The organism is Rubripirellula lacrimiformis (assembly GCF_007741535.1).
GTDB lineage: Bacteria > Planctomycetota > Planctomycetia > Pirellulales > Pirellulaceae > Rubripirellula > Rubripirellula lacrimiformis.
The window spans coordinates 3,821,080-3,846,102 of the sequence record NZ_CP036525.1 but is presented as its reverse complement, the minus strand read 5'-3'; the positions used below and the strand labels follow the sequence as shown (position 1 = coordinate 3,846,102).

Sequence of the window (25,023 nt, the reverse complement as noted above, 5' to 3'; positions counted from 1 at the left end):
GCGTTCGGCGGCAAAACAGGTTAGTGAGTCAACATGGTGGGCAATCGTCGCGCGATACTTCGAAACGCTTCGCGAAGCTGATCTGCGGTGGCCGCGTGAAAGTGCTCGCCACCAGCCAGGCTGGCAACTTCTTCCATCGCGTCGATCTCGGCCTCGTCGCTGAACGTGACGGTAAACAGCGTCACACCTTTGCGGGCTGCGTATTGCGCTGCACCCTGTGGCGAGCTGCCGTAATTTTGGGCACCGTCGGTCATCACGATCACCACCTTCGATGCGTGCGGCCTAGCGTGATAAGAATTGGCGACGGCGTAGACCCCGTGGTAAATACCAGAACCAATGGCCGTCCCACCGGAATCAAATTGAACAGAGATTTGATTCAGTTCATCCAGCACGAGGTCATAGTCGGGCTGGGGGTACATGTGCCGTCGTGCTTCGTGGTTGTATGTGATCAGGGCAAGGTGTTCCTGCTGTGGCGACTGATCCAGTTCGTCATTGAACGTGGCAACCGATGCGATCAAATCCAACCAACGTGCATTGGGTGGACACGCGTCGCCGAAATCCCAACCCGATGGTGCTGCCGACGGTGCAGGCGGGTACTGTGCGATTTCATCGGATGCGTACGCCATCGATCCACTGCGGTCGATCACCAACGCGATGTCGATCACCCCCTGGGTGCTGATCGCTGTTCGCAGGGGACGCACTGAAAAGATGTTATTGAACAGAGGAAAGACGGCATCGATTGCATCCGCGTTCCCACTGGCCAACATCCGCGTCGTCAGCCGCAGCGAATTGGATGCTTCCCCGTCACCGCTTTCGGTAAACACATAGGGGCTGCTGATGTCATGCCGAACGCTGCTGCCGATGTCCAAATCACTGGCCGCAATCGGGACCACAAAATCACCGAACGGGTTCCGTGCGGCAGCCTCCTGTGCCGCGGCCAGCGCCGCATCCACATCACCGGTCAACGCATAGGTTCGTCCGGCCGCCCGCGCAGCCGCATCCACCGCCACCTGGACCCCCGTGTTGGCCGATTCCATGTACGCGATATTGATGGCGAGCGCAGAGAGTGCGAACAGCACTGGCAGCAACACAACCACCAATACCATTGTCGCGCCGACACGTCGGCGTGATTGCGGATCTCGTTTTGCAAAGCTGCCGTGTGTCGCATGAATCGCAGGGCGCGAATGCGTTTGGATCGTCGTTGTCATGATGGCGGAAATCGGTATCAAGTGGTGGGGCTGGGCCGAACAAATTCAGCAGACTTACTCTGCTCGCAGTGCGACCGTCCGCGTTAGTAGTTTTTCGTTGTAGAGCCACCCGCCGACCAAGGAGTTGTCTACAAATGGCGCGTTGATCGTGACCGTAAACCAGTCACCTTCCGACAAATCTTCCGGATCCGCTGGATCCATCGAAATCGTAAACCCTTCGACGCCATGGTCTTCCAGCAGCGACTGGCACTGAAAATTGACATTCTCGACTTCGGCGCCGGGGACGATGCCCACACGACAGCCTTCGAAGGCGGTCGTGTGCAACGCCTGTTGGGTATAGATCATCGCGCAGGCTTCGATCGTGGCCAACGTGATCATCACCAACAGAGGCAAACACACCGCCAATTCAACGACGGCCACCGCTGAACGACCGACAAAGGATGCCTGTTTGCGACGCCGACGACTGGTCGGGCGCCGAGTCGGAACGGGAGAAGCGGTTGAACACATACGGTGCAGCTCGATCAGCTCGGAAGAGTGGGGGATTCCGAAGTGAAAGCTAGGTCGAGAATCGACCCGGTGTCCGCAGGCAACCGCTTTGCACAGCCAGCAGAAGCTAAAAGGCGATCGTCACGCCGGTCGTACCGTTTATTCGGGCGACGCGTACCGAGCCAGAAAGGATGCCACCGAACTGGACACATAGACCAGATCTCGGGCATCCGACGTCATCAAGTGATCGGCCCCATCCAACGTCAACAACGATGGGGACGATGGCGAAACGCTGCCGCTGCTTTTTCCGTCTCGCTTTCCGCTGGTCTTTTGATGCGGCGACGACTGAATCAACCCTAGGATCCGAACCGCATGGTCGTAGCCGACCGTGGAATCCGATGGCGAGTGGACCAGCAAGGTTGGGCAGTCGATGCGAGAAATCATCGATGGCAGATCGTGGCTGCGGAAATCGTCCAGCATTTCGCGGCGAATCATCCAAACCCGTCCGCCAATCGATACGGTCCCCATCCCATCGGATTGAATCGCGGGATTCATGCGCGACAACAACACGGCTAGGTGACCGGTATCGCTGGGTGCCGCCAGGGCGACGACGGCTCGTGGCGACCAATCGCCCAATCGCCAGTGTTCCTGTTGCCAATCGGATTGCTGCCAATCCGCCGACGCGACGACACGATCCTCTGCGTCGGAGCTGGATACGGCGGCGGTCGCACCGGCAATCGCCAGCGAGGCTGCACCGCCAAAGGAATGCCCGATCAAACCGGTGACGGTTCCCAATTCCGCATTGGCAAAACGGATGGCTGACGCTAGATCCGCTAGATTCGTGGTGAAACTGGTGTGCGAAAAATCGCCTTCGCTGCCGCCCAAACCCGTCATGTCGTATCGCAGCATGGCAATCCCTTCGGATGCCAAGGCACGCGAGATGCGCACGATCGCTTTGAGGTCTTTGTTGCAGGTAAAGCAGTGGCTAAAGACGACCACCATCGATGGATCCACATCCGCGGGCCGATCCACGATCCCCGCCAATGCGTCGCCATTTCCGCCATCGAATTTGACGCGATAAGAAGTAATTTCCACGATCGATGAACTAGCCTTGGCCGCCGCTGACCGAGGCGATTCGCCCGGCTTTGAAGGCTTCGGCCATCGCCATCGGCACTTCCGCTTCGGCCAGCACCAATGCCGATCGATTCTCGGTGACACGGGCTTTCATCTGTTGTTCTTCGGCGATCGCTTCGGCGCGACGGCTTTCGGCTTCGGCACGTGCGACCCGGGTATCGGCTTCCGCTTGGTCACTCTGCAGCCGTGCACCGATGTTCTCGCCGACATCGATATCCGCGATATCAATCGAAACAATCTCGAATGCCGTTTGTGCGTCCAGACCACGGGACAACACGACCTTGGTGATCATGTCGGGATTCTCTAGCACATCGAAGTGCGAAGACGCCGATCCGATCGAACTGATGATCGCTTCGCCGACGCGGGCGACAATGGTGTCTTCGGTGGCACCACCGATCAGCTGCCCGATGTTGGTTCGTACCGTGACGCGAGTGCGAACCCGAAGTTCGATGCCATTTCGAGTGATCGCGCTAAGCGTGGTTTTACCGCTGCGAGCCGAATCGGGACAGTCGATCACTTTGGGATAGACGCTGGTTTGCACCGCATCCAAAACATCGCGTCCAGCCAAGTCGATCGCAGATGCTTGGTCAAAGTCCAATGGAATTTCCGCGCGGTGGGCGGCGATGATCGCATGGATCACGTTCATGACGTTCCCACCGGCCAAGTAGTGGGCTTCCAATCGACGGGTACTGATCCCATTGCTGCGGCTGACATTCAACCCGGCCTGCGCCGACATGACTTTGGCCTGCACAACGATGTTCGGATTGACCTTCGTAAAGTGCATCCGGATCAGGCTGACCAGGCTAACGTCGGCAACCGACATGTAGGCTTGGAACCACAGCTTGAAATAACGCAGGAAAAAGAAGACCAGCACGACTCCCAAAAAAGCCATGAACACGCCGAACGCCAGCAACATGATGCCCGTCGTTGTGCGTTGGGCTAGCAACGAGGACAGGGGCAGTCGGGATACGAGGTCCGTGTTCACTGCGAAGGCGTTAAGCATGATCGGGCTTCGTCGTCGGTGCGTGGTTCGGAATGTTCGCCCCAATGGTAAATCCCATCAGTGCGTTCGATCGATGCCGTGCGATCAGGTCAGAACCAAATTGGCTTGTCAGAATGATCACGCCGGCGGCCCCGATGATAACGAAGTTCGACAGGGGAAGGCAGTAGCCTTGGCGAGAACCTAAGTCGGGCAGGGACCAGTTTTTCCTAGCCGCACCGGTGATTTGGGCGAAAGGTCGGCAGTGATTTGGCCGAAAGGCCAGCCCAACCAAATCTGGTGCGGGATGGGGGTGCCGGGACGCCTGGACGGTGCCGGTACGCCTGGGCGGTGCCGGGACAACTGGGCGGTGCCGGGACAACTGGGCGGTGCCGGGACAACTGGGCGGTGCGGGACAATGGGATCGACCGCCTGACCCGACAGCGAAACGCAGGGAAGCACTTCGTAGCGACAAACCCTGGGCGAGCTCCGTTACGAAAAAAACTCGCCGAACCTGGGGAATGAATGCTTCACAGCGTTGCTCCGTCGAGGCTCAGTCGAATTTTCTGAGAGCCTCGAGAACCATTTCGGGGCTGTCTTTTTCTCTGAGATGCTCGATCTGTTCCGGCTTCATCCCGACCTTTTCCAGGTGGCTGACCAGCCGTTTCCAAACCGTCAGACGCTTTTTTCCCTCGCTTAAATACAGCTCGGTAACGGCCTCTTGAGCCTTTTGAAGACCGATGGCGTCGCGGTTTTGGTAATAGTTTTTGATGATCTTTTCTTGGTGGCGCGACCGAGGTTCACTCATCAGAAGCTCTGGGGATAACGGGGAAAGAAATCAGAGAACCGGTACAGCCCGGCTGGTGGCCCCTTATTATCGGCCGCCTCGGGCCTATTCTATAGTGGTGGTCTAAATCTGAAGACCGGTTCCGTTGGCGATCCCAGCGGGGCTGTTGAAAATACAATTCCAGAAGAGCGAGTGTTCCCAAGCATGACCGTTTGCCGAGGCGTCCGCGGGGCGACCACTGTCGAATCCGATGACCGCGACCAGATCTTGACGGCGACCCGCCAAATGCTGGGGCTGATCGTTCGCCGCAACGGGATCGATCTGAAAGACGTCGCCAGTGCCCAGTTCACCGTGACTAGTGATTTGAGTGCCGAGTTTCCCGCCTTGGCCGCTCGCCAGCTGCGTTGGCTCGAGGTTCCACTGCTGTGCGGTTACGAAATTTCGGTTCCCGGATCGCTGCCACGCTGTATCCGGATTCTGTTGCACTGGAACACCGACCGTGAACAATCCGAAATTCAACATATCTATCTGCATGACGCGATCAAGTTGCGTCCCGACTTGACCGGTTTGCCGCCAGTCGACTTTGACGAACTGGAACGATGGATCACCGAGCAGATGAAAGAGGGTTGAAGAGTTGCCGACCGGACCGACATCAACGTCACGAAAGAAATTTCGCCGCGCCAACGTCCAATGGCACGCCGGAGCCGAACTTAGCGCGGTCTGGGCCGCCTATGTGGTGGCCACCGGTGCGGCCTGCACGGACCCCAAAACCGAAGCCGTGCTGATCGGTCCGATCGCCGACATCAACAACCGGTTCTTGTCGGCATCGATCGATGTGGGCGTATTTTGGAAAAACTACGTTGCCCAGCGGATGGACGACTGTGATCTGTCCGAATCGGCCACAACGGCGCTGTTGGCGGCGGGCTGCCACGAAATGCAGCTGGACCAGATGGCCAATGTCGTCAAAAAGCGGCTGGCCGACGCTCGCGCAGCGTTTTCCGGCCGGTATCCCAAGCTGAATGAACAACTGGTGCTTCGTGGCCGACCGCTGCGGGAGCGTTGGGATACGTATGGCGAAGGCCTGCTGCGTGGTGTCGAACGCCAAATTTGGAACAACAGCCCTCCGGATGACTGGTGGCCCACACGCACTTCGGGGTGGCTGGTGCAGCCACTCGTCGGTGGCGACGGACATCACGACGGATCCAACGAAAAGTTTTGGATCGAAGCGATGCTGACGGACGCCGACCCGGCCGTTCCAGAGGTTTTGCGAGTCGCGTGGCTGGTCACTCAGATCGCGATCGAAAAGCACACGCGGCAACGTTCCAGCGACACGGCGCTGTTGGCGGCTTGGCAATACGCGTCCATTCCGCTGGTTTTGGCGGCCGCTGCGGACGTCGAACTGGTGCGCGGCCCAGAATTGCCGATCGGGCGAGCGATGGAGCTTTGGAAGTTTGGGGATGCGGCAGCAGCCGACAAATTGACTCGGTGGTGGAAAGAATTCACCGAGGCCCCCACCCCATTGCCGGTCGCGCTGCGAAAATTGGCGGTCTAGACCCGCCAATCGCAGCCCGAATCGCCAAGAGTTGCATGACGAGCGGATTACCGAAAGTCTTGGCGACGTTCGCTACGAGGGGAGGAGGAATCGCCGAAAGTGGATTACCGAAAGTCTTGGCGACTTGCGTTACGGGTGGGGCGTGGAATGACCGAAAGTCTTGGCGACGTTCGCTACGGGTGGGGCGAGGAATGACCGAAAGTCTTGGCGACTTGCGCTACGAGGGGAGAGTTTTTACACGTCCCCTCCATCAAACCGCTCACTTCGGGCTAGAATCTGCGCCGGTTTGGAAAACCTTTTTTGAAACAACTCACTAGCCCCTGATTGATCCGTGCTACGCACCCATACCTGCGGCCAACTCCGCAAAGAACACGTCGGAACCGAAGTGACCCTTTGCGGATGGGTCGAAAGCAAGCGAGATCACGGCGGCGCCGTCTTCATCGATCTTCGCGATCGCTATGGATTGACGCAGGTTGTCGTGGGACCGCCCGAAGCGGGCGAGGCGCTGATTGCCGAAGCCGGCCGCGTTCCGATGGAATCGGTGGTTCTGATCCGCGGAGTCGTCGCCGACCGCCTGGAAGGCAAGACGAACTCGAAGCTGGCCACCGGCGACATCGAAGTCCGTAGCGTCCACTTCGAAATCCTGAACCCCTGTGCGACACCGCCCTTCACCCCGGGTCAATCGGACCTGCCGGGTGAAGACCTGCGTTTGAAGTATCGATTTTTGGATCTGCGTCGCCCGGCCATGCTGCGAGCGATGGTGCTGCGAAGCAAGATCGTCAAAACGATGCGTGACTACTTCGCCGAGCACGACTTTATCGATGTCGAAACTCCGATCTTGGGTCGCAGCACGCCCGAGGGAGCTCGCGACTATCTGGTTCCCAGCCGCGTGCACGCAGGCAAGTTCTATGCATTGCCGCAGTCGCCGCAACTTTACAAGCAGATTTTGATGGTGGCTGGCTTTGACCGCTACATCCAAGTCGCCAAGTGTTTCCGAGACGAAGATTTGCGTGCCGACCGGCAACCCGAGTTCACCCAGTTGGACTTGGAAATGTCGTTCGTTGACCACGAGGACATCATCGGTCTGATCGACGGATTGGTCGCTCGCACGGCCGAAGAAATCTTGGGCAAGAAGGTCACGTTGCCGCTGCCACGGATGACCTATGAAGAATCCATGCGACGATTCGGGCACGACGCGCCCGACCTGCGTTTCGCGATGGAAATCGTGGACGTCACCCCGGTGGCTGCCAAAACCGAATTCCGTGTCTTCCGTGGCACCGCCGACGCAGGCAACTTCGTTCGCGGGATCACGGTCAAGGACGCGGCGACCAAGTATTCGCGTCGCCAGATCGACGAACTGACCGAATACGTCAAGAACGACTTTGGCGCCAAGGGTTTGGCTTGGTTCCGAGTGGAAGACGACGGGACGCTGTGGAGCCCGATTAGCAAGAACCTGGAAGCCGAACACTTGGCCGAAATCAAAGAACTGATGTCGGGCCAACCGGGCGACCTGTTGATGTTCTTGGCCGATACTTGGGAAGTCACCTGCAAGGGCCTGGCGGGACTCCGCAAACGCTTGGCCGGTGAACTCGGTTTGATCGATCCCGACGAACTCAACTGCAGCTGGGTGACCGAATTCCCGATGTTCGAAAAGGACGAGGAAACCGGCAACTGGCATGCGATGCACCACCCGTTCACCGCGCCGCTGGCAAGCGACTTGTCGCTGCTGGAATCGTCACCGGAGAAGTGCCGCGCCCAAGCCTACGACCTGGTCATCAACGGTAGCGAAGCGGGTGGTGGAACGATCCGGATCCACGATGCGGCAACCCAATCGAAGGTGTTCGACCTGTTGGGTATCGACGAAGCGACGGCCGAAGATCGGTTCGGATTCCTGCTGAACGCGCTGAAGTACGGTGCACCGCCACACGGCGGGATCGCCTTGGGCATCGACCGCTGGGTCATGCTGATTGCTGGACTGGACAACATCCGCGAAGTGATCGCATTCCCGAAAACGCAAAAGGCATCCGATCTGATGACCGAGGCTCCCGGCAATGTCGACGCCGACCAATTGACCGAGCTGCATTTGCGGACTGCCAAATCGGCCAAGTAGTCCATCCGCAATCCAACGTTCCCTTATCTGACCTAGACCATGGCAGCCACTTACAAAGACGCCGGCGTTGACCTTGATGTTTACGCCGAATCCATGAGCCGGTTGCCACGGCTGATGCACCGCACGTTCAGCCCCCGTGTGATCCCCAGCGATGGTGGATTCGCGGGCCTGTTCCAGCTGGATTTTGCGGGCAAAATGTTTGCCCGCAACTATCAGGATCCGGTGCTGGTCAGTGGTACCGACGGTGTGGGAACGAAGCTGAAAATCGCCCAGGTCACCGGTCGCCACGACACCGTTGGCATCGACCTGGTCGCGATGTGCGTCAACGACCTGCTGTGCACCGGAGCCGAGCCACTATTCTTTTTGGACTATGTGGCGATGGGCAAGGACGATCCGGCTCGGTTGGAAAAAATCGTGCAAGGCATCAGTGACGGATGCGTCGCTGGTGACATGGCGTTGTTGGGCGGCGAAACAGCCATCATGCCCGACATGTACGCCGTCGAAGACTATGACCTGGCGGGGTTTGCAGTCGGCGTGGTCGAACGAAAACGTTTGATCGATGGAAAGAAAATCGGCGAAGGCGACGTCGTCTTGGGATTGGCGTCCAGCGGTTTGCATAGCAACGGTTTTTCGCTGGTTCGAAAGATCATCGCCGATGCCGGCCTCGGCTGGGACGACGCTCCGCAGCCGGTCGCAGGAAAGACTTCCCTGGGTGGAAAGACTTTGGGCGACCTGTGTCTGGAACCGACCAAGATCTACACCAAAGCGATCCGAGCGGTGCAATCGCATTACCGCGTCAAAAATGTGCTGCACGGACTGGCGCATATCACCGGCGGTGGATTCGAAGAAAACCTAGACCGGATCTTGCCCAAACAAGTCGACGCCATCATCGACGCCGACGCCTGGACGCCACAACCGATTTTCCGCTGGTTGCAAGAAACCGGGAATGTCGAGACCTCGGAAATGCGACGCGTCTTCAACATGGGAATTGGGATGGCCGCCGTCGTCAGCGAGTTCTACGCCGATAATGTCGCTTCCCAAATTCGCGAACACGGCATCGAGTGTCAGCCGATCGGGAAGATCGTCGCCGGGACCGGCAAAGTTCAATACGCCAAGGCATGATGATGGCGAGCTATCAGTATCACGACGCGTCGAAGATGATCGACCATGCCCTGCTGAACCCGACTCTGTCGAGTGATGCGCTCGAATCCGGTTGTCGCATGGCGGCCGCCTATGATGTGGCCAGTGTCTGCATCATGCCTTACTACCTGTCGCGATGTGTCGAAATCCTTGCCGGGACAACCGTGTTGCCAAGCACGGTGATCGGTTTCCCACTGGGGGCACATAAGACATCGACGAAAGTGGCCGAGGCCAAGACAGCGGTTGCCGATGGCGCCATCGAACTGGACATGGTGGTTAACATTTCAGCGGTGCTTAGCGGAAACTGGCGGCTTGTTCAGGACGAGATCCAAGCGATTGTCGACGTCGCCCACGCCGACGGCCGCAAGGTGAAGGTGATCTTCGAAAACTGCTATCTACAAGACGATCACAAGATCCGGTTGTGCCAGATCGCGGGTGCTGCCGGTGCCGACTGGGTCAAGACATCGACCGGATTCGGAACCGGCGGTGCGACGATGGACGACCTGAAACTGATGATCGCCCACACATCGGCCCCCACCGAGGTCAAAGCGGCCGGTGGAGTGCGTGATTTGGCAACCCTGATGGAAGTGCGGTCGCTGGGGGTGACCCGCGTGGGCGCCAGCGCGACTGCGGCGATCCTGGACCCGGCGCGAGCCGAATTGGGGCTGCCACCGGTCGATTTGGGCGATGGATCCGACCAATCCGGGTACTAAAAACCCGCGAAACACGGGCCCGCAGCCCGGACATTTCTCATCGCTGCGGGTTTTGACAAAAATGTCGATTCTGTGGCCAATCTAGATGTTGACTGGCCAATCGGTCGGGTTAGTCTAGGGGGTGACTTCGCACTCGATCAGCGGGACCGGAGTCCGCTTTTGCCGTTCGATAGCCAGCTTTGATTCCTTGCACGAGATATTATCGATGAAAATTTGGTCCCAATCACTCGCCGCCCTGATGGGCTGCCTTGTCCTTGGTGGGACAGCGTTGGCGGACAACGCAGCGGTCGCCGCTTCAGACGCGACCGTTGTCACAACGACGATGCAAGACGAAGTCGACCAGCTTCCGGCCGACAACGTTGCCTATTTCGCAGCCAACCGTCAGGTCAAAGTTAAACTTGACTTGCTGGCCGCCCTGCAAGACGAAAAGGCTGAACTGGAAAACGCGTTGGTCACCGTCGTGCGTCCCGATGGAACCGCATCGGACTACGTCCCCAATGCCGACGGCATCGTGACGATCGACAACGTCCAAAAGGGCGTCCACGCACTGACCAGTTCCAGCGATCGTATCCACGGCACCATCGCGACTTACTTCACCGAACAACAAGGTGTTGATCAAGCCGATCCACTGGCTCTGGCGAATCAGCCTGCCCCGCTGCAAATGACGATGTTGAAGGTCAAATCGGATGATCTTCGATCGGCCATCGACAACGTTCGTGGCCTGACATCGACCGACAGCGGATTCGGTGGAGACGTCAATGCCGGCCAAGCTTACAACTATCGTGTTTCCTTGGGTGACGACGGCTTGCTTCGCGGTCGCATCGTCCTGTTGACCCGCGACAGCTCCATTTCGGCTGGCGGAGTCGATGTCACGATCTATTTCAACGGTCGCGCCGTTGGATCGACGGTCAGCGATGACCAAGGCAACTTCCAAATGAGCGGCCTTCGCTCGGGAGTCCACGGCATCGTCGCCTCCGGCCCCGCAGGTTTCGCCGCCTTCGCATTCGAAGCGATTGGCCCCAGCGACGTTGCGATGGTTTCCAAGTCGGGCCAAACCTTGGTCGCGGCCGAGGCAGTCGCTGTGGATGTGTTGCCCGTCGTACTGGTTCCACCCAAAATGGTTCAACCCGTCGTCGACGCGATCACTCGCTACTACCCCAACCTGAACGAACCACTGACATCGGCTGATGGTGCGGCGATCGCAGACGCACCCGTTGGTGCTCCGATTGGCCCCATGGCCGGTGGATTCTCACCCGCTCCCTACGGATCATCCCCAATGGGCGGTGGCGGTGGAGGATTCTCGGGTGGCGGTGCAGGCGGCGGAAGCGGTTTGATCGGACTGGCAGGTTTAGGTGTCATTGGCGCCGTGATCGCGACCACCAGCGATGATGACAACAACGCCATCACGCCTCCACAACCAGTTTCTCCAGCACTCCCTTAAGGGTGCGAAGGATCGATCGAAGACGTCCCACCGAACGGTACGGCGAAATCGCGAATCACTGAAAAACGAAAACCCGCTCTTCGGCTTGAAGAGCGGGTTTTTCGTGCGCGGTCGCAATATGAATGGCCCTGAAAAGAGGGCACCGGCGGAAGCGATTCGGTTGCATCCAATGGGATGGCGTTGGGGGGCGGAGAAGCAAGTTCGAGTACGAGTTTTTGAACTCGGTATCAGGTCCGCAGGAATGAGCCATTCGGCGTTTGGATGCTAGGACCGGTTTGGTCACCGAAGAACCGGGGCTATCGCCCAACGGCTCATGAAGCGGGCGAATCCTGGCTACCGGTTTATCCCTGCACCGAACTTGAACTTGAACTTGAACTTGAACTTGAACTCGAACTTGAACTCGAACTACTTCTCCACACCTAAAACACGCGGGGAGACACCTCCGCTGGCGTCAGCATGCTTGATGGCAATTGAACGGCTGGCTTGCGTGGGGCCATGTACTGCAGGGAAAGCAGTTCGAGTTTAAGTTCGAGTTCGAGTTTAAGTTTTTGAACTCGGTATCAGGTCCGCAGGAATGAGCCATTCAGCGTTTGGATGCTAGGACCGGTTTGGTCACCGAAGAACCGGGGCTATCGCCCAACGGCTCATGGAGCGGGCGAACCCTGGCTACCAGCTTATCCCTGCACCGAACTCGAACTCGAACTCGAACTCGAACTCGAACTCGAACTCGAACTCGAACTCGAACTCGAACTCGAACTCGAACTCGAACTCGAACTTCTTCTCCACACCTAAAACACGCGGGGCATGCCTCCGCTGGCGTCAGCATGCTTGATGGCAATTGAACGGCTGGCTTGCGTGGGGCGATGTACTGCGGGGAAAGCAGTTCGAGTTTAAGTTCGAGTTCGAGTTTAAGTTTTTGAACTCGGTATCAGGTCCGCAGGAATGAGCCATTCGGCGTTTGGATGCTAGGACCGGTTTGGTCCCGCAAGAACCGGGGCTATCGCCCAACGGCTCCTGGAGCGGGCGAACCCTGGCTACCAGCTTATCCCTGCACCGAACTTGAACTTGAACTACTTCTCCACACCTAAAACACGCGGGGCATCCCTCCGCTGGCGTCAGCATGCTTGAAGGCAATTGAACGGCCGGCTTGCGTGGTGCGATGTACTGCGGGGAAAGCAGTTCGAGTTTAAGTTCGAGTTCGAGTTTAAGTTTTTGAACTCGGTAATAGGTCCGCAGGAATGAGCCATTCGTCGTTTGGATGCTAGGACCGGTTTGGTCACCGAAGAACCGGGGCTATCGCCCAACGGCTCATGGAGCGGGCGAATCCTGGCTACCAGCTTATCCCTGCACCGAACTTGAACTCGAACTTGAACTCGAACTCGAACTTCTTCTCCACACCTAAAACGCGCGGGGCATGCCTCCGCTGGCGTCAGCATGCTTGAAGGCAATTGAACGGCCGGCTTGCGTGGGGCGATGTACTGCAGGGAAAGCAGTTCGAGTTCAAGTTTAAGTTTTTGAACTCGGTAATAGGTCCGCAGGAATGAGCCATTCGGCGTTTGGATGCTAGGACCGGTTTGGTCACCGAAGAACCGGGGCTATCGCCCAACGGCTCATGAAGCGGGCGAATCCTGGCTACCGGTTTATCCCTGCACCGAACTTGAACTCGAACTCGAACTTGAACTCGAACTCGAACTTGAACTTCTTCTCCACACCTAAAACACGCGGGGAGACACCTCCGCTGGCGTCAGCATGCTTGATGGCAATTGAACGGCTGGCTTGCGTGGGGCCATGTACTGCAGGGAAAGCAGTTCGAGTTTAAGTTCGAGTTCGAGTTTAAGTTTTTGAACTCGGTATCAGGTCCGCAGGAATGAGCCATTCAGCGTTTGGATGCTAGGACCGGTTTGGTCACCGAAGAACCGGGGCTATCGCCCAACGGCTCATGGAGCGGGCGAACCCTGGCTACCAGCTTATCCCTGCACCGAACTTGAACTCGAACTTGAACTCGAACTCGAACTTCTTCTCCACACCTAAAACACGCGGGGCATCCCTCCGCTGGCGTCAGCATGCTTGAAGGCAATTGAACGGCCGGCTTGCGTGGGGCGATGTACTGCAGGGAAAGCAGTTCGAGTTTAAGTTCGAGTTCGAGTTTAAGTTTAAGTTTTTGAACTCGGTTTTCGGTCCGCAGGAATGAGCCATTCAGCGTTTGGATGCTAGGACCGGTTTGGTCCCGCAAGAACCGGGGCTATCGCCCAACGGCTCATGGAGCGGGCGAATCCTGGCTACCGGTTTATCCCTGCACCGAACTTGAACTCGAGCGCAAACGCAATCGTCACCCTGCCCCAGCATCCCCAACCATCACTCACAAAATCTCCCCCCCGCCCCCAAAACCAACTAAGGCCGTACTCGCCTCATGTACTTCACCAACGCACGGTCGAGTTCGACCAGGGTCATTCCGAAGCTTTCCTCGAATAGCTGAATCCGTTCGCGTGGGGCCGGTACGACGGCCGGCTTCCCCTCGCTTAGCTTCCGCAGGTAATCAACGTACTCTTCGCGTTTGGTTTGGATCAAGAAATACGTCAGTGCCCATCCCTCGGCGTAGGCGGCGTCGGCAGTCGCTTGGTTCAAAAATCGCGTGTCGTCCGCCAACAACGTGGCCAACGACTCGGCCGGTCGGTTGGGGACGTAGCGGTGCCACCGTCCCAGGTTGACTCGATTGACCCCGCCAATTGAACGCCATTGGCCTGGATTCCGCATGTCGGGTGTTTCAAAGAACGTTGCCAGACCTTCGCTGACCCACATCGGGTTATCGGCGAATCGCGTTTGCAGGCCACAGTTGTAGGCCAATTGATGAGTGGCTTCGTGGATGATGGTGGCGACGTTGCGTTCCCAGTTGGGCATATTGAACGTCGTCATCTGGTTGGTCGACAGGTTGTAGTAGCCGATCACCGATTTGGCCCGGTCGCCGATCTCATTGCCAGCATGATTCAGGAATGCCGAGTGGTCTTTCAGCACGACTGCCACCAGCGGAAACCGCGGTTCCGGCAACCGCCACCGTTGATTTTTCCAATAGGTAAAGAACCCGCGGTAGAGTTTTTCGAATAGACCGCCGACGGCTCTGGCGTACCCGTCGTCACAGTTGTAGACGATCGCATAGTTGGCGGTCCGATAGACCGAAAAATCGTCGCCCAGTTCGGCTATCAATCGTTTGGCCGCTTCGTCAGGACCGATGGGCTGAAACTTCTTCTGATCCGACTTTCGTTGGATCACCTGGTCGACTTCGATGGTCCAGATCCGACCATCATCCGCCTGGATCATGACGTCGCCGTTCTGAGCCTCGATCATCACTTCGCCCGAAACCGAGCGTTGTACCTTGCCATCGGTGAACTGCACCGTCTCCACCGCGTCAACCAAATTCACCGGCATGACCAGCAAGATCGTGAATGCGAGCAGTACCAACCTTGGCATCATGGTTGCATCAGACGGAAAGAGGGCAGGGGATGGAAGTGTCGGGCGAATGTAGACGATCGCCACCACTACACTCTAACACGCCGATCGCTTCTGCGCCCCAGACAAACGACGGTCAGGCCGACCACCGCAGCGATGTACCCCAGTGCCAAACAAGCCTCTTGGTACCGGGCTCCGCTATGCAACAGTCCGAATAATCGGATTCCAACGGTGGATACACCCGCCGGAATCACGGGCAACGATGCCGGTACATCGCCCGAAGACGTCACCACCACCGCCAACCAAGCGGCGATCGCCGATCGCATCAATAATGGCCGATCAATCAGCCACCCGCGTCGCCATGGTGATAGGTCCATGGCCGCCGATTGCAGCACCGTATCGTCGATCCCGCGATACCCGCTGCGAACGATCCAGTAGGCCACGGGGACCCCGCGAACCATCAACGCGATCGTTGTTGGAACCAACGTTTGCTGATACAGGGTCTTGAATCCAACCACGTCGGTTTGAAACACGTGCACGACCACCAGCCCCACGATCGGCCCTGGGATGCAGACCAGAAAGATCGAAAACGCATCGGCCAACGATTGAAACCTCGGTCGTTGGCGTCCTAACGCAGCGATCGGCCAAGCGACGACAAGGGACGCGGTCGCCACCATCGCCGCTAGAATCGACGTCCACTGATATTCGCTGCCGAAGTTCAGCGGGGTTTTCGCCAAACGACTGGCCATCTGCCACGGGGACCAAGTCAACACAACCGCACCATTCTCGACGGCCACGTCCTGGCCCGCTTTCGTCAGTAAACCGAACATCGGGACACCGATCACCAGCACCGCCACGGACATCGCGAGTCCCCAGGCCAGCCAGATTCCGTGACGGTCGCCCGCGTCACCATCGCCGAAGCGTTCGATGGTCCTGGATCGCCCGACGCGGCGGACCGGTCTGGACACCAACAACCAACCGATGCCCGCGGCACAGATCGCCAACGGGAACACGCAAGTGGTTGCCACCGCCATCGGTGACGGGTCCATGGCATAGAACAGATAGAACTGGTCAGCGACGGTCCGGTACCCATACAGGTCGACGACCGTCATTTCGGTGGCGGCCAGCAGGGCGGTGCCCACCAGCGAGGCGATCCACCAGGGCGAGGCCAACGGGATCAACACCCGCCAAAAGGCCGCGTTGGGTCCCATTTCCAGACGACTTTGGGCCACCAAGACAGGGGATACCCGACCGACACCCCACCAGGTCGCGATCGTGACAAAGGCGGATCCCACCACGCCATGAATCCATGCCGACGCGGCCAACCCGACAAAGAATCCGTAGCTGCCGGTGGAATCGGTCCGTGCCCCGGTCTGTGTCAGCATCATCCAGCCGAACTTGCCCGCCGTTGCTTCCCAGGCGGTCGCGTGCAGAATCATCGGCGTGGCAGCGGCCGCGACCATCGAGGTGAAAAAAATCCGCGAGAACAAATTTGCGACGCGACCGCCCGATTGCAGTCGGAATCCAGCCCAGGCTCCTAGAATTCCGATAACCGCTGCGATCAGTACCGACACAGCCATCAACTGCATCGTCATCAGCAGGGGAGTGACCCAGACCAAAGAAAAGATCCTTTCAAAATGCCGATTCTTGCCACCAGCGATCACAATGGGAAGCGTTGCCCAACGTATCGCGGCAACCCTGACGTTCTCGATTCACGTTGCTCATGAAAATTACCGCGATCCCACAACTGTACCGAAACCTGAAACGGTGGAAGGAAATCCTGCGAGTGCTTCGCCGGTACGGATTGGCGGACTGGTTGACCCAATTTCGGCTGCCGTTTCGTGACGTGCTGAAAGATCGGGGCGGTGTTCCCCTGTCACAATACTCGCGTGAACAGCGAGTGCGAATGGCCCTGGTCGATCTGGGCCCCACCTTTATCAAGGTCGGACAGATTTTGGCGGCCCGCCCCGACCTGGTCGGCCCCAAGCTGGCCGAAGAACTCAAACGGCTTCGCGCCGACGTGCACCCCGATTCGATCGAACAGGTCCGGAACACGTTGGCCCAAGAATTGGGCGAAAACTTCGAAAGCCGTTTTCAGTCCATCGACGCCACCCCCTTGGCCACCGCTTCGATCGGCCAAGTCCATCGCGCGGTCCTGCACGACGGAACCAACGTTGTGATCAAGGTCCAGCGAGCCAACATCGAACGCACGATGCTGCAGGACATCGAAGTCCTAGCCGGTCTGGCCCAATTGGCCGAACGGGTCGACGGGTTCGCCGCCTGGGGACCGACCGACATGGTCCGCCAAATGGGCCCGATGATCAGTCGCGAACTCGACTTCACTCGCGAACGGCAGAACCTGGAACAGTTCGGCGAGATGTTCGACCGGAACCGAAACGACGTCGTCATCCCGCGTCCCCACAAACCCCTGTGCACGCGGCGAGTTTTGGTGATGGACGAATTGGTCGGCCAACCGCTGTCCCAGTTTCTCTCCGATGAAGCCGAGCGTTGTGACACCGACAATGACGCCATCATCGCAAGCCGCAACGAACTGAAACATCGCCTGTGCGAAACGATCGCCAGTGTTTACCTGACCATGATCTTCGAGGAAGCGATCTTCCACGCCGATCCACACATGGGCAACCTGATTGTGATGGAAAACGGTCAGCTGGGGATCTTGGACTTCGGGATGATCGGCCGAATCGACGAGAATCTGCGCGAGACGATCGAGGACATGTTGGTCGCGATTTCATCGGGTGACCAGAACCGACTGACACGTTTGATTTGTCAGATCGGCAACGCACCACCGATGCTGAACGAATCTCGCTTGGCCATCGACGTGGCGGAGTTTATCGGAACGTACGGAAAACAGAGCTTCGGCGAATTCGATCTGACCGGCGCGCTGAATGAACTCAGCGACATGTTGCACCGCCACGCGATCAAGCTGCCCAACCAATCGGCATTGTTGTTGAAGATGCTGATTTCGCTGGAAGGCACGCTACGCGAATTGGGCGCCAGTTTCGATTCGCTGGACGTCGTCCGGCAATTCACTCGCGCAACGATCGTCAAACGACTCAGCCCACGACGTCGACTCCGACAAGCCCGACGAGTCTATTTGGAAGCCGAAAACTTCTTGGAATCGGCTCCCAACGAAGTCATCACGCTCCTGAAGATGGCAAGGCAAGGAAGTTTTCGGATCACGCTGGAACACCAACGACTTGGCCCGACCGTCAACCGCATGGTGCTGGGTTTGATGGCAAGCGCAGTCTTTCTAGGTTCATCGTTGCTGCTTGCGATGAAAGTCCCCCCGATTCTGTTTCACGACGTCACGGTGATGGGAGTCCAGGACCTAAGTCTGATGGGTCTGATTGGCGTCGTCGGCAGTATCAGTGTGATGATGTGGTTGCTGTTGGCGATCACGCGCAGCGGCCATTTGACGCGCGGCGACGACGATTGATGCATCCGGCGCCGCTGGAAATCTGTAACGACTGGGCGGTCGCTGCCAAATCGCAGCTAGTTTTCCGAACAGTCAAGCAGCCATTGCTGCCCCAGTTGTAGACTCCCCCGATGTCAACTTGGCGGTTGCTTGGGTGTTTCCGCAACGCCCCTCTGCCATCTGCTGCCGATGAATCTGTCGGAGAGACTTTTCACGGAGCAACAGTTCCCTACGAAAGCGAAGCGACTGGAATCGCTTTCGCTTTTTAGTGGTCTCTTAGTGAATGGAATCGATTTCAACGGAAAGGACTTCCGCCACCATCCGGTTCGCTCGTCGATGCCTCGGTTCGACGGAAAGCCGAAATCACCACGCTTTGAACGTGAGCAGCGTTTGCTGTTCATTGGAAGCGTGTTCGGCGTCAGAAACAAACCCGAGCTAACGCAGCGACGAGACATTGCAAAGGATTCGACTAATGAGAACCAAACTACTAAAAAAATCGGCTGTTGCTGTCGGCCTTGGCATTCTAGGTGTCAGCAGCCTTGCCCATGCACAAACACCCTACTCGGCACCATCGCGATGGAGTAACTTCCAACCGGTGTCCGAGAAAACCGAACCAACGCTAGAGGCCGCTGGCCAAGCTCAACACGCGTTGGATTCGCTTCGTGCTCCCGTAGAAAACCTGCCTGCACCGAAGGCACCGCAATCGGCGTCACCAGCGCCGATGCAACACCATGCACCTCAGGCGGCTCCGTCTCACGCACCGATGCCAGCCCCGTCGCCGTACCCGAATGCATCGTCAACCTACTCGGTTGCACCGCAGCAGTCGTACAGCCAAAACGGTGCTCCTTACGAGTCGCAGTCTTACAGCGCATACAACAGCCCTTATAGCCAAGCCGCTTCGGCCCCCTGGGACGGAACGACCTATAGCCCGGGCAACTGTGGAACTTCCGCTTGCGGTGTTGCCGAAACACGGCCAACGATGTTCCCGTACTTCGGTAGCGCCAACCTGTTGTTCTTCACCCTCGACCAGGGTGCGGGACGTCAAATTGCGACCGGAACGAACTACGGCAATGGGTTCAACACGACCTTGGTCGACCCAGGTTACACCACCGGATTTGACATCTCCGCGGGCCGATACCTGGGCTGCGGCAAGTACGGCCTAGGCGTCAGCTACTTCCTGTGGAACCCTGGCCAAGAACAAGTCATCGGATCGGGTGCTGCGGGTGCTATCCGCGCTTCAATGCCGCAGTACCGCGACGTCAGCCTGGACTTCGGCAGCGGACCAGAAACCGTCTACGACCAGATCGACGGGATGTCTCCCGATTCATTGGGTGCCACCAACGTTCGCATGACTCGTGACTTGCAGTTTCAAGGCATCGAAGCGAACCTGTTCAGCTTCGGTTTGATGGGTGCTCAACGAGCCGCTTATGCTGGTTGCGGAAATGGATCGGTCTTCGGAAACGGCACCGGACTGGGCAGCGGCCTAGGCTTCGGTGGTGCAACTGGACCTTTGGCACGATCCTGCAGCGGCCGCGTTCGGGTCACCACCAGCCACGGCTTCCGTTGGTTCCAAGTCGAAGATTCGATCGAAACCGCTTACAACGTCGATGGTGCACCGGGCTACCAAGACCAGGACATCTACGACAACGTCGACGTCAAGAACAACATGTTCGGCTATCAATTCGGCAGCCGCCTGACCTATTGCTTGGGCAACCGACTGGACTTCAGCCTAGGTGGCAAGTTCGGCGTCTACGGAAACCGTGCGGAACTGAACCACCGCTTGGGTACCGAAACGACCCTGGCATACCTCAACGGCGACAACACCCAAGCCATTCACACTCAGTCCAACGACACCGTGTTGGCGACCTTGGGTGAACTGGACATGGGACTTGGCTATCGCATCAGCAATGCCTGGACCGTCCGTGGCGGGTACCGTGTGATGGGAATTGGCGGCGTCGCAACTGCCGAAGACAACTACCCCAGCTACTACTCGTCCGTGGCCGCCAGCGGCCAAGTGCATGCCGACGACAGCTATGTGCTGCACGGCGGATACTTCGGGATGGAATTCAACTGGTAGTGAACCATCACGGGCCATCGGCCTGATGACGGATCAATCGATTGCCTCGCGCGGATAGTCCGCGCGAGGCATTTTCGTGTTTGTGGATACCGTTGGTGAGTCCACAGGATCTTCGAACCAGATCGGTCGTCCTGGGATGCGTGCATCGCCGATCACTGCCACCGGCTGTAACGACAATGGTCCGTCGCCCAACTGATTTCGGTCCGGTGTGAACGAACTGTTTTTGCCTGCGGTCGTCCCCACCACTTCGCCGTACAATATCCAATCGATCGAATTCGCTTGGGGGGCTGACGCGGTACAGGACACTTGACCTGGAACATATTCAGCGACCGGCGGTTCCGGGCCATCATCTAAACGGAACCACTGCGATTTGCTGATACGCGGCTGCATCATGTTGCCGCCGACCATTGCCACACGAACCTCTACAAATCCGGGTGGTCCGTTGTTCAAGTTCATCTCGATACTGGGGCTCGGCGGCAACTGTCGCAACAACTTGCCATCGACAAACAGTTCGACCAACCCCAGCGGCGTTGCGGTCGCGGGATCGACCACTGCCGGCGGTTGTCCGCTGATCTTCAATACTTTGCTACCCGTCAACCGGTCCACGATCGACGCATTCACACGATCCAGTGGCGGACGTGCATACGCCTGGGCCAACGGGTCGCCCACGATTAGCAATTGATAGGGCGATGCGATCGTCATGTAAAAGGACTCGATCGCTGTCATGCCCGACGCGTAGTAGCCGAACGACATCGCCGTCGTGAATTTCGGCTGCAGCGAGAACGGTTCTGCGACCGCGCCGTTGGTCAGCGCCGCACCGGCATGCAACAATTCAGTAATCTTGGTTTGCGACGCCGTGTTGAAAGCTCCGCTAAGACTGGTCAGGTTGTCGGCGATCGCCCCCGGCACGAACTCGAACGACTTGTTTGCCAGCGGCATCGTTGCCGTGCCCAACATCAAACCGGCACACTTTCCCGGTTGCGATGGCATCGCCGAACGCACGATGCCGGCGGGCAACCCCAGATGCCCAAGCCACAGCAATGCGTCGGTGACCGCGGGCAGGCGAGTCTTGGATCGCACGTCGCCTGTCTTTGTGAACCAAAAGTTTGCGTCGGGATAAGTCCGGTCGCCCGTTGCCGAACGCTGCAGAACCGCGACCGCTTGGTCGACCGTACTGCCACGTTGGTGGACGACGCCCAGCACGCAGGACAGCATGTATCGGATCCCGTCGGCGGGTTCGGCCGATGGATAACCGTTTCGCATCCAAGCCAAATGCGAACCAAACCCGATCGGCTGTTGGGCGACCAACGGCGCGTCGGAAAGGTTTGCCATGATGGGTGCGAACTTGGCATCGGCCACCAACGGTCCAAGTGATTCGCTGCGAGTCAAATAGGCGGACGATTGCCAACCCGATCGGATCGCGCGCACAATCATCTCGGTCGCCGCCTTGGTATCGCCCGCACCGGCATAGGCCTCGGCCGCACGAATTGCCAGCGGTGCCTGGCTAGGCGTCGCGCTGAACAGTTCACCAAAGGCATCGCCGGCCTCTTGAAACGATTCGTCCGCCAATAGCTTCGCCGCCGCGTCGAACTCAGCCGTGCGTTCAGCGTCCAAGAACGGATTCTGGAAACTGCGATCGAAGGCACCACGAGCGTAAAGATTGCAGCCCAAGTCCAGATAGGCAGGACTGTCGCTAAGTACGAACTGGTACAGTGATGTCAAACCATTGATCGATGCGACCGGACGCTGATACTTTTTCAGCTCTAGGTTTTCCATCCGGTCGGTGTGTTCACCAACACTGACAGCCGTGGGGAAATCGGCCGAATACGCGATCACCCGAACATGCCCAGCGACCTTGCGGGATTCGAGTTCGGCAAACAGCGGAAGCAAAATTTTGGATTTGAAGTCCGCCAAACTGACCTGCAACCCGGCGGGAACATCGGGAAGCAAGACCACGTTGGATGGGGGGATGTCACGCAACCGCACGTAATGATTCGCAACTGTCCGCGACACCTTGGATCCCGCGTTGACCACGACCACCACGTTCTCGGGACCGACTCCAGCGATCGCATGATTGGTCCGCAGGACGCCCCCCCAAACCACCAACATCATCACCGAAAACTGAATCCATCGGTTTGGTCGCATGGGGCCGTCCTGTGTGTTTTGCGCAAGGGGGTGAGGTCGACGGTGGTGTGGTTGCCCAGAATCGAGTGTCTGCAAAGCGCCGAAACCACCAAGGATTGGGCGGAAAAGAAGTGCCCGGCCACTATTTATGCGAAGCCCTCGCAGGGCCGGTTCCCAGCAACAGGAGGCGGACACCTTTTTCTCGTACGATCCCAACGTTGCAAGTCTAACAACGTCGCAGATCGACCGCAGGCAGCCAGGCCGATGGCGGCCAATACCTTTGATGGCAAGCGGCGCACGAATCCATCCAGCGCAGCGATCAAGCCAGGTTCAACGACCTATTTGAAATCTTCTTCAAAGGCCGAGAAATCTTCGCCGCCGGGAGCATCGAATTGGACGTCATCGGCCATCTCGACTTCAGCGGCATCCTCTGCTACCTCGACTGCATCTTCGCTCAACGGATCATCGCCCGCCGATTCATCGTCTGCGGCATCATCAGCCACTTTGGAGGACGATTTGGGCGGTCCATGCTTTCGTTTTTCCAGCCACGAAACCACCGGCACGGAAAGGACGACGGCCAACAGAAACACGACCCAGGGAATGAAATAGAGCATCTTGTAAGCTTTTCGGTGCAAACATGAAGGGAAGTCCGGTGACGACCCCGTAAATACGGACTCCGCCGTACCGTTGACGATAGTTGCCACTCTGGCCGGACGCAAAGGAACATGCCGACGGTTTCCTGGTCAAATCAGGGGATCGATGCGAGTTTTCCGGCCTGGACGGCCTATTCAGCTGCCCAGCGAACTGATTTCCCAATGGGCCTGCTCTGCCTCGGGCAACACACGCTGGATCAACCTCAACGAGGTTGGGCTGCTGGTCTTCACGTCGGCGACCATCGCCTGCAGCTGCTGTTTCGCCGCATCCAGATCCGTGTCCGCCCCTTGCTGTTCCAGCAATCGACATCGCTCGACCAACGCCAAAACCCGATAGGCGGGATTCACTTGGGGGTCCTTCAGCAGTGCCTTCAGCACGTTTTCGGCCTTCAATGGCATTTCCTGCGACACCAACAATCGAGCCAATTGGATCTGGGACTTGGCGAAATAGTCGGCATGAGTCGAACTGTCTTGCGGCGGAAAGAGTTCCCCGATGGATTCCCACCCTGCCTCGTCGTTGCGGTTGACGGCGATGAAATACTGTTCCTGGACAGAATCGCCCTTGGGCACCACCCCCGGACGAAGCAGCGAAACCAGATCCTTTGCAGGCTGTTGTTTCAGGACCGCCCACGCCGCGCCCCAACAGATCAGGGGCGCCAAGATCGCGATCGCCAATTTCAAGCGTTTGCGAGTGCGAACACTGCGCGCCTGATCCGCGGCCCGCTGCAACCGGATCGTCGCAGCCGCAGTGCCGATCCCGAACCCCGGCAATGTCGACGACGATGCCTCGTTGCGGACGGCATCCAGCAACTCGCTGGGCGATTGAAAGCGATCCCCAGGCGATTTGCTAAGCATCCGACTGATCACCGCGATCAACCATTCCGGCACATCCGGATTTCCATCCTGGTCCCGTCGGTTGCGGGCGCGGTCCAACGGTTTGGGTGTTTCGTGCAGGTGCATCACCGCTAGCGCCAACGGATCATCGGCTTCGAACGGCGGACGCCCGGCCAACAGGTGATACATCGTCACGCCCAACGAATACAGATCGCTGCGTGCATCGGCGACCAATCCCTGGATCTGTTCGGGGCTCATGTAACGCGGCGTCCCCAAGGTCAGCCCCGCTTGGGTCAGATTGGCGTGGCTGCCTTCGGCGCCACCACCCAACCTTGCCAATCCAAAATCGGCGACCTTCAACGCACCACGCGAAGATCGCATGATGTTTTCCGGCTTGATATCACGGTGAGTGATCCCGGCCTCCGCAGCAACTTCAAGTGCCGACGCAACATCCACCAACACTCGCGTCGCTTCGTCCGGCGACATGGCGCCTTGTCGATCCAAGGCTTCGCGCAGATTCTCGCCGTCAATCAACTCTTGAGCGATGAAGTGGTAGTTGTTGGAACTGCCGACGTCGAAGACCTGAACGATGTTGGGATGGTTCAGCTTGGCCGCCGCACGTGCCTCGCGTCGAAACCGTTCGACGTAGTCCTTGTCCCGGGCATAGTCGCTGCGTAACACCTTCAACGCCACGTCGCGTCCGAGTGACAAGTGACGAGCGGCGTAAACGTCCGCCATTCCGCCGCGGCCAAGTTTCCGCAAAACCTGGTAGTCCCCCAACCGTGACCCGACCAAACTGGCCGACGATTTGCTAGGGCTAACCGCGTCTTTGCGAACCGGTGGATTCGGATCGGCCGATCCCTCCGGCCGGCCGCTGTCATCACTATTTGCGTCGTCATTCATAG

At 58.1% G+C, this 25,023-nt stretch carries 18 protein-coding genes; 8 read left to right on the top strand and 10 right to left on the bottom strand.

Features of this window, described 5'->3' with window-relative positions:
* Positions 1–20 precede the first annotated feature (20 nt).
* The 5 genes from K227x_RS13560 to K227x_RS13540 all read right to left on the bottom strand — a co-directional run bounded on the left by K227x_RS13560 (position 21) and on the right by K227x_RS13540 (position 4,615).
* Positions 21–1,208 carry a vWA domain-containing protein gene (locus tag K227x_RS13560; protein WP_246146779.1) on the bottom strand — a complete coding sequence of 396 codons (1,188 nt, stop codon included), beginning with the start codon at positions 1,206–1,208 and terminating at the stop codon, positions 21–23.
* A 54-nt stretch (positions 1,209–1,262) separates the two neighbouring features.
* Positions 1,263–1,715 (bottom strand): TadE family protein, encoded by a 453-nt coding sequence (locus tag K227x_RS13555; RefSeq protein WP_145170195.1) that lies wholly within the window; start codon positions 1,713–1,715, stop codon positions 1,263–1,265.
* A 138-nt stretch (positions 1,716–1,853) separates the two neighbouring features.
* Positions 1,854–2,789 carry an alpha/beta hydrolase family protein gene (locus K227x_RS13550; RefSeq protein WP_246146778.1) on the bottom strand — a complete coding sequence of 312 codons (936 nt, stop codon included), beginning with the start codon at positions 2,787–2,789 and terminating at the stop codon, positions 1,854–1,856.
* Positions 2,790–2,799: 10 nt separating this feature from the next.
* Positions 2,800–3,744 carry a flotillin-like protein FloA gene (floA, locus tag K227x_RS13545; protein ID WP_145177843.1) on the bottom strand — a complete coding sequence of 315 codons (945 nt, stop codon included), beginning with the start codon at positions 3,742–3,744 and terminating at the stop codon, positions 2,800–2,802.
* A 616-nt stretch (positions 3,745–4,360) separates the two neighbouring features.
* Positions 4,361–4,615, bottom strand: a complete 255-nt coding sequence (locus K227x_RS13540) for a hypothetical protein (protein WP_145170193.1) — start codon at positions 4,613–4,615, stop codon at positions 4,361–4,363.
* A 183-nt stretch (positions 4,616–4,798) separates the two neighbouring features.
* Between K227x_RS13540 and aroH the strand changes: the two genes are divergently transcribed.
* The 6 genes from aroH to K227x_RS13510 all read left to right on the top strand — a co-directional run bounded on the left by aroH (position 4,799) and on the right by K227x_RS13510 (position 11,550).
* Entirely contained in the window at positions 4,799–5,224 is a 426-nt protein-coding gene (aroH, locus tag K227x_RS13535) for a chorismate mutase (RefSeq protein WP_145170191.1), read from the top strand.
* Between the two features lie 4 nt (positions 5,225–5,228).
* Positions 5,229–6,146: a hypothetical protein gene (locus tag K227x_RS13530; RefSeq protein ID WP_145170189.1), complete on the top strand. Its 918-nt coding sequence runs from the start codon at positions 5,229–5,231 to the stop codon at positions 6,144–6,146.
* A 331-nt stretch (positions 6,147–6,477) separates the two neighbouring features.
* Positions 6,478–8,256: an aspartate--tRNA ligase gene (aspS, locus tag K227x_RS13525; RefSeq protein WP_145170187.1), complete on the top strand. Its 1,779-nt coding sequence runs from the start codon at positions 6,478–6,480 to the stop codon at positions 8,254–8,256.
* 39 nt (positions 8,257–8,295) lie between these two features.
* Positions 8,296–9,378, top strand: coding sequence for a phosphoribosylformylglycinamidine cyclo-ligase (gene purM / locus K227x_RS13520; RefSeq protein WP_145170185.1), 1,083 nt, complete (start codon positions 8,296–8,298; stop codon positions 9,376–9,378).
* Positions 9,379–9,380: 2 nt separating this feature from the next.
* Positions 9,381–10,109, top strand: a complete 729-nt coding sequence (gene deoC / locus K227x_RS13515; protein ID WP_145177841.1) for a deoxyribose-phosphate aldolase — start codon at positions 9,381–9,383, stop codon at positions 10,107–10,109.
* 205 nt (positions 10,110–10,314) lie between these two features.
* Positions 10,315–11,550: a hypothetical protein gene (locus K227x_RS13510; RefSeq protein ID WP_145170183.1), complete on the top strand. Its 1,236-nt coding sequence runs from the start codon at positions 10,315–10,317 to the stop codon at positions 11,548–11,550.
* 2,391 nt (positions 11,551–13,941) lie between these two features.
* Here the strand turns inward: K227x_RS13510 and K227x_RS13505 are convergent.
* Positions 13,942–15,018, bottom strand: coding sequence for a DUF1570 domain-containing protein (locus K227x_RS13505; RefSeq protein WP_145170181.1), 1,077 nt, complete (start codon positions 15,016–15,018; stop codon positions 13,942–13,944).
* A 65-nt stretch (positions 15,019–15,083) separates the two neighbouring features.
* A complete protein-coding gene (locus tag K227x_RS13500; protein WP_145170179.1) occupies positions 15,084–16,613 on the bottom strand; it encodes an ABC transporter permease in 1,530 nt (509 codons plus the stop codon).
* A gap of 104 nt (positions 16,614–16,717) precedes the next feature.
* Between K227x_RS13500 and K227x_RS13495 the strand changes: the two genes are divergently transcribed.
* Both K227x_RS13495 and K227x_RS13490 read left to right on the top strand, forming a co-directional pair.
* Positions 16,718–18,451, top strand: coding sequence for an ABC1 kinase family protein (locus tag K227x_RS13495; RefSeq protein ID WP_145170177.1), 1,734 nt, complete (start codon positions 16,718–16,720; stop codon positions 18,449–18,451).
* A gap of 451 nt (positions 18,452–18,902) precedes the next feature.
* Positions 18,903–20,507, top strand: coding sequence for a hypothetical protein (locus K227x_RS13490; protein WP_145170175.1), 1,605 nt, complete (start codon positions 18,903–18,905; stop codon positions 20,505–20,507).
* Between the two features lie 33 nt (positions 20,508–20,540).
* On the opposite strand, the gene K227x_RS13485 is transcribed toward K227x_RS13490, so the two are convergent.
* The 3 genes from K227x_RS13485 to K227x_RS13475 form a co-directional block, all read right to left on the bottom strand.
* Positions 20,541–22,652, bottom strand: coding sequence for a hypothetical protein (locus tag K227x_RS13485; protein ID WP_145170173.1), 2,112 nt, complete (start codon positions 22,650–22,652; stop codon positions 20,541–20,543).
* Between the two features lie 317 nt (positions 22,653–22,969).
* Entirely contained in the window at positions 22,970–23,245 is a 276-nt protein-coding gene (locus K227x_RS13480) for a hypothetical protein (RefSeq protein WP_145170171.1), read from the bottom strand.
* A 174-nt stretch (positions 23,246–23,419) separates the two neighbouring features.
* Positions 23,420–25,021 carry a serine/threonine-protein kinase gene (locus K227x_RS13475; protein ID WP_145170169.1) on the bottom strand — a complete coding sequence of 534 codons (1,602 nt, stop codon included), beginning with the start codon at positions 25,019–25,021 and terminating at the stop codon, positions 23,420–23,422.
* Positions 25,022–25,023: the final 2 nt, after the last annotated feature.

Coding starts and splice junctions, on each gene's coding strand:
- K227x_RS13495 (WP_145170177.1), top strand. CDS start 16,718: ATGAAAATTACCGCGATCCCACAACTGTACCGAAACCTGAAACGGTGG.
- aroH (WP_145170191.1), top strand. CDS start 4,799: ATGACCGTTTGCCGAGGCGTCCGCGGGGCGACCACTGTCGAATCCGAT.
- K227x_RS13475 (WP_145170169.1), bottom strand. CDS start 25,021: ATGAATGACGACGCAAATAGTGATGACAGCGGCCGGCCGGAGGGATCG.
- K227x_RS13485 (WP_145170173.1), bottom strand. CDS start 22,652: ATGCGACCAAACCGATGGATTCAGTTTTCGGTGATGATGTTGGTGGTT.
- floA (WP_145177843.1), bottom strand. CDS start 3,744: ATGTTGCTGGCGTTCGGCGTGTTCATGGCTTTTTTGGGAGTCGTGCTG.
- K227x_RS13505 (WP_145170181.1), bottom strand. CDS start 15,018: ATGATGCCAAGGTTGGTACTGCTCGCATTCACGATCTTGCTGGTCATG.
- K227x_RS13480 (WP_145170171.1), bottom strand. CDS start 23,245: ATGCTCTATTTCATTCCCTGGGTCGTGTTTCTGTTGGCCGTCGTCCTT.
- K227x_RS13540 (WP_145170193.1), bottom strand. CDS start 4,615: ATGAGTGAACCTCGGTCGCGCCACCAAGAAAAGATCATCAAAAACTAT.
- K227x_RS13560 (WP_246146779.1), bottom strand. CDS start 1,208: ATGACAACGACGATCCAAACGCATTCGCGCCCTGCGATTCATGCGACA.
- deoC (WP_145177841.1), top strand. CDS start 9,381: ATGGCGAGCTATCAGTATCACGACGCGTCGAAGATGATCGACCATGCC.
- purM (WP_145170185.1), top strand. CDS start 8,296: ATGGCAGCCACTTACAAAGACGCCGGCGTTGACCTTGATGTTTACGCC.
- K227x_RS13490 (WP_145170175.1), top strand. CDS start 18,903: ATGAGAACCAAACTACTAAAAAAATCGGCTGTTGCTGTCGGCCTTGGC.
- K227x_RS13555 (WP_145170195.1), bottom strand. CDS start 1,715: ATGTGTTCAACCGCTTCTCCCGTTCCGACTCGGCGCCCGACCAGTCGT.
- K227x_RS13510 (WP_145170183.1), top strand. CDS start 10,315: ATGAAAATTTGGTCCCAATCACTCGCCGCCCTGATGGGCTGCCTTGTC.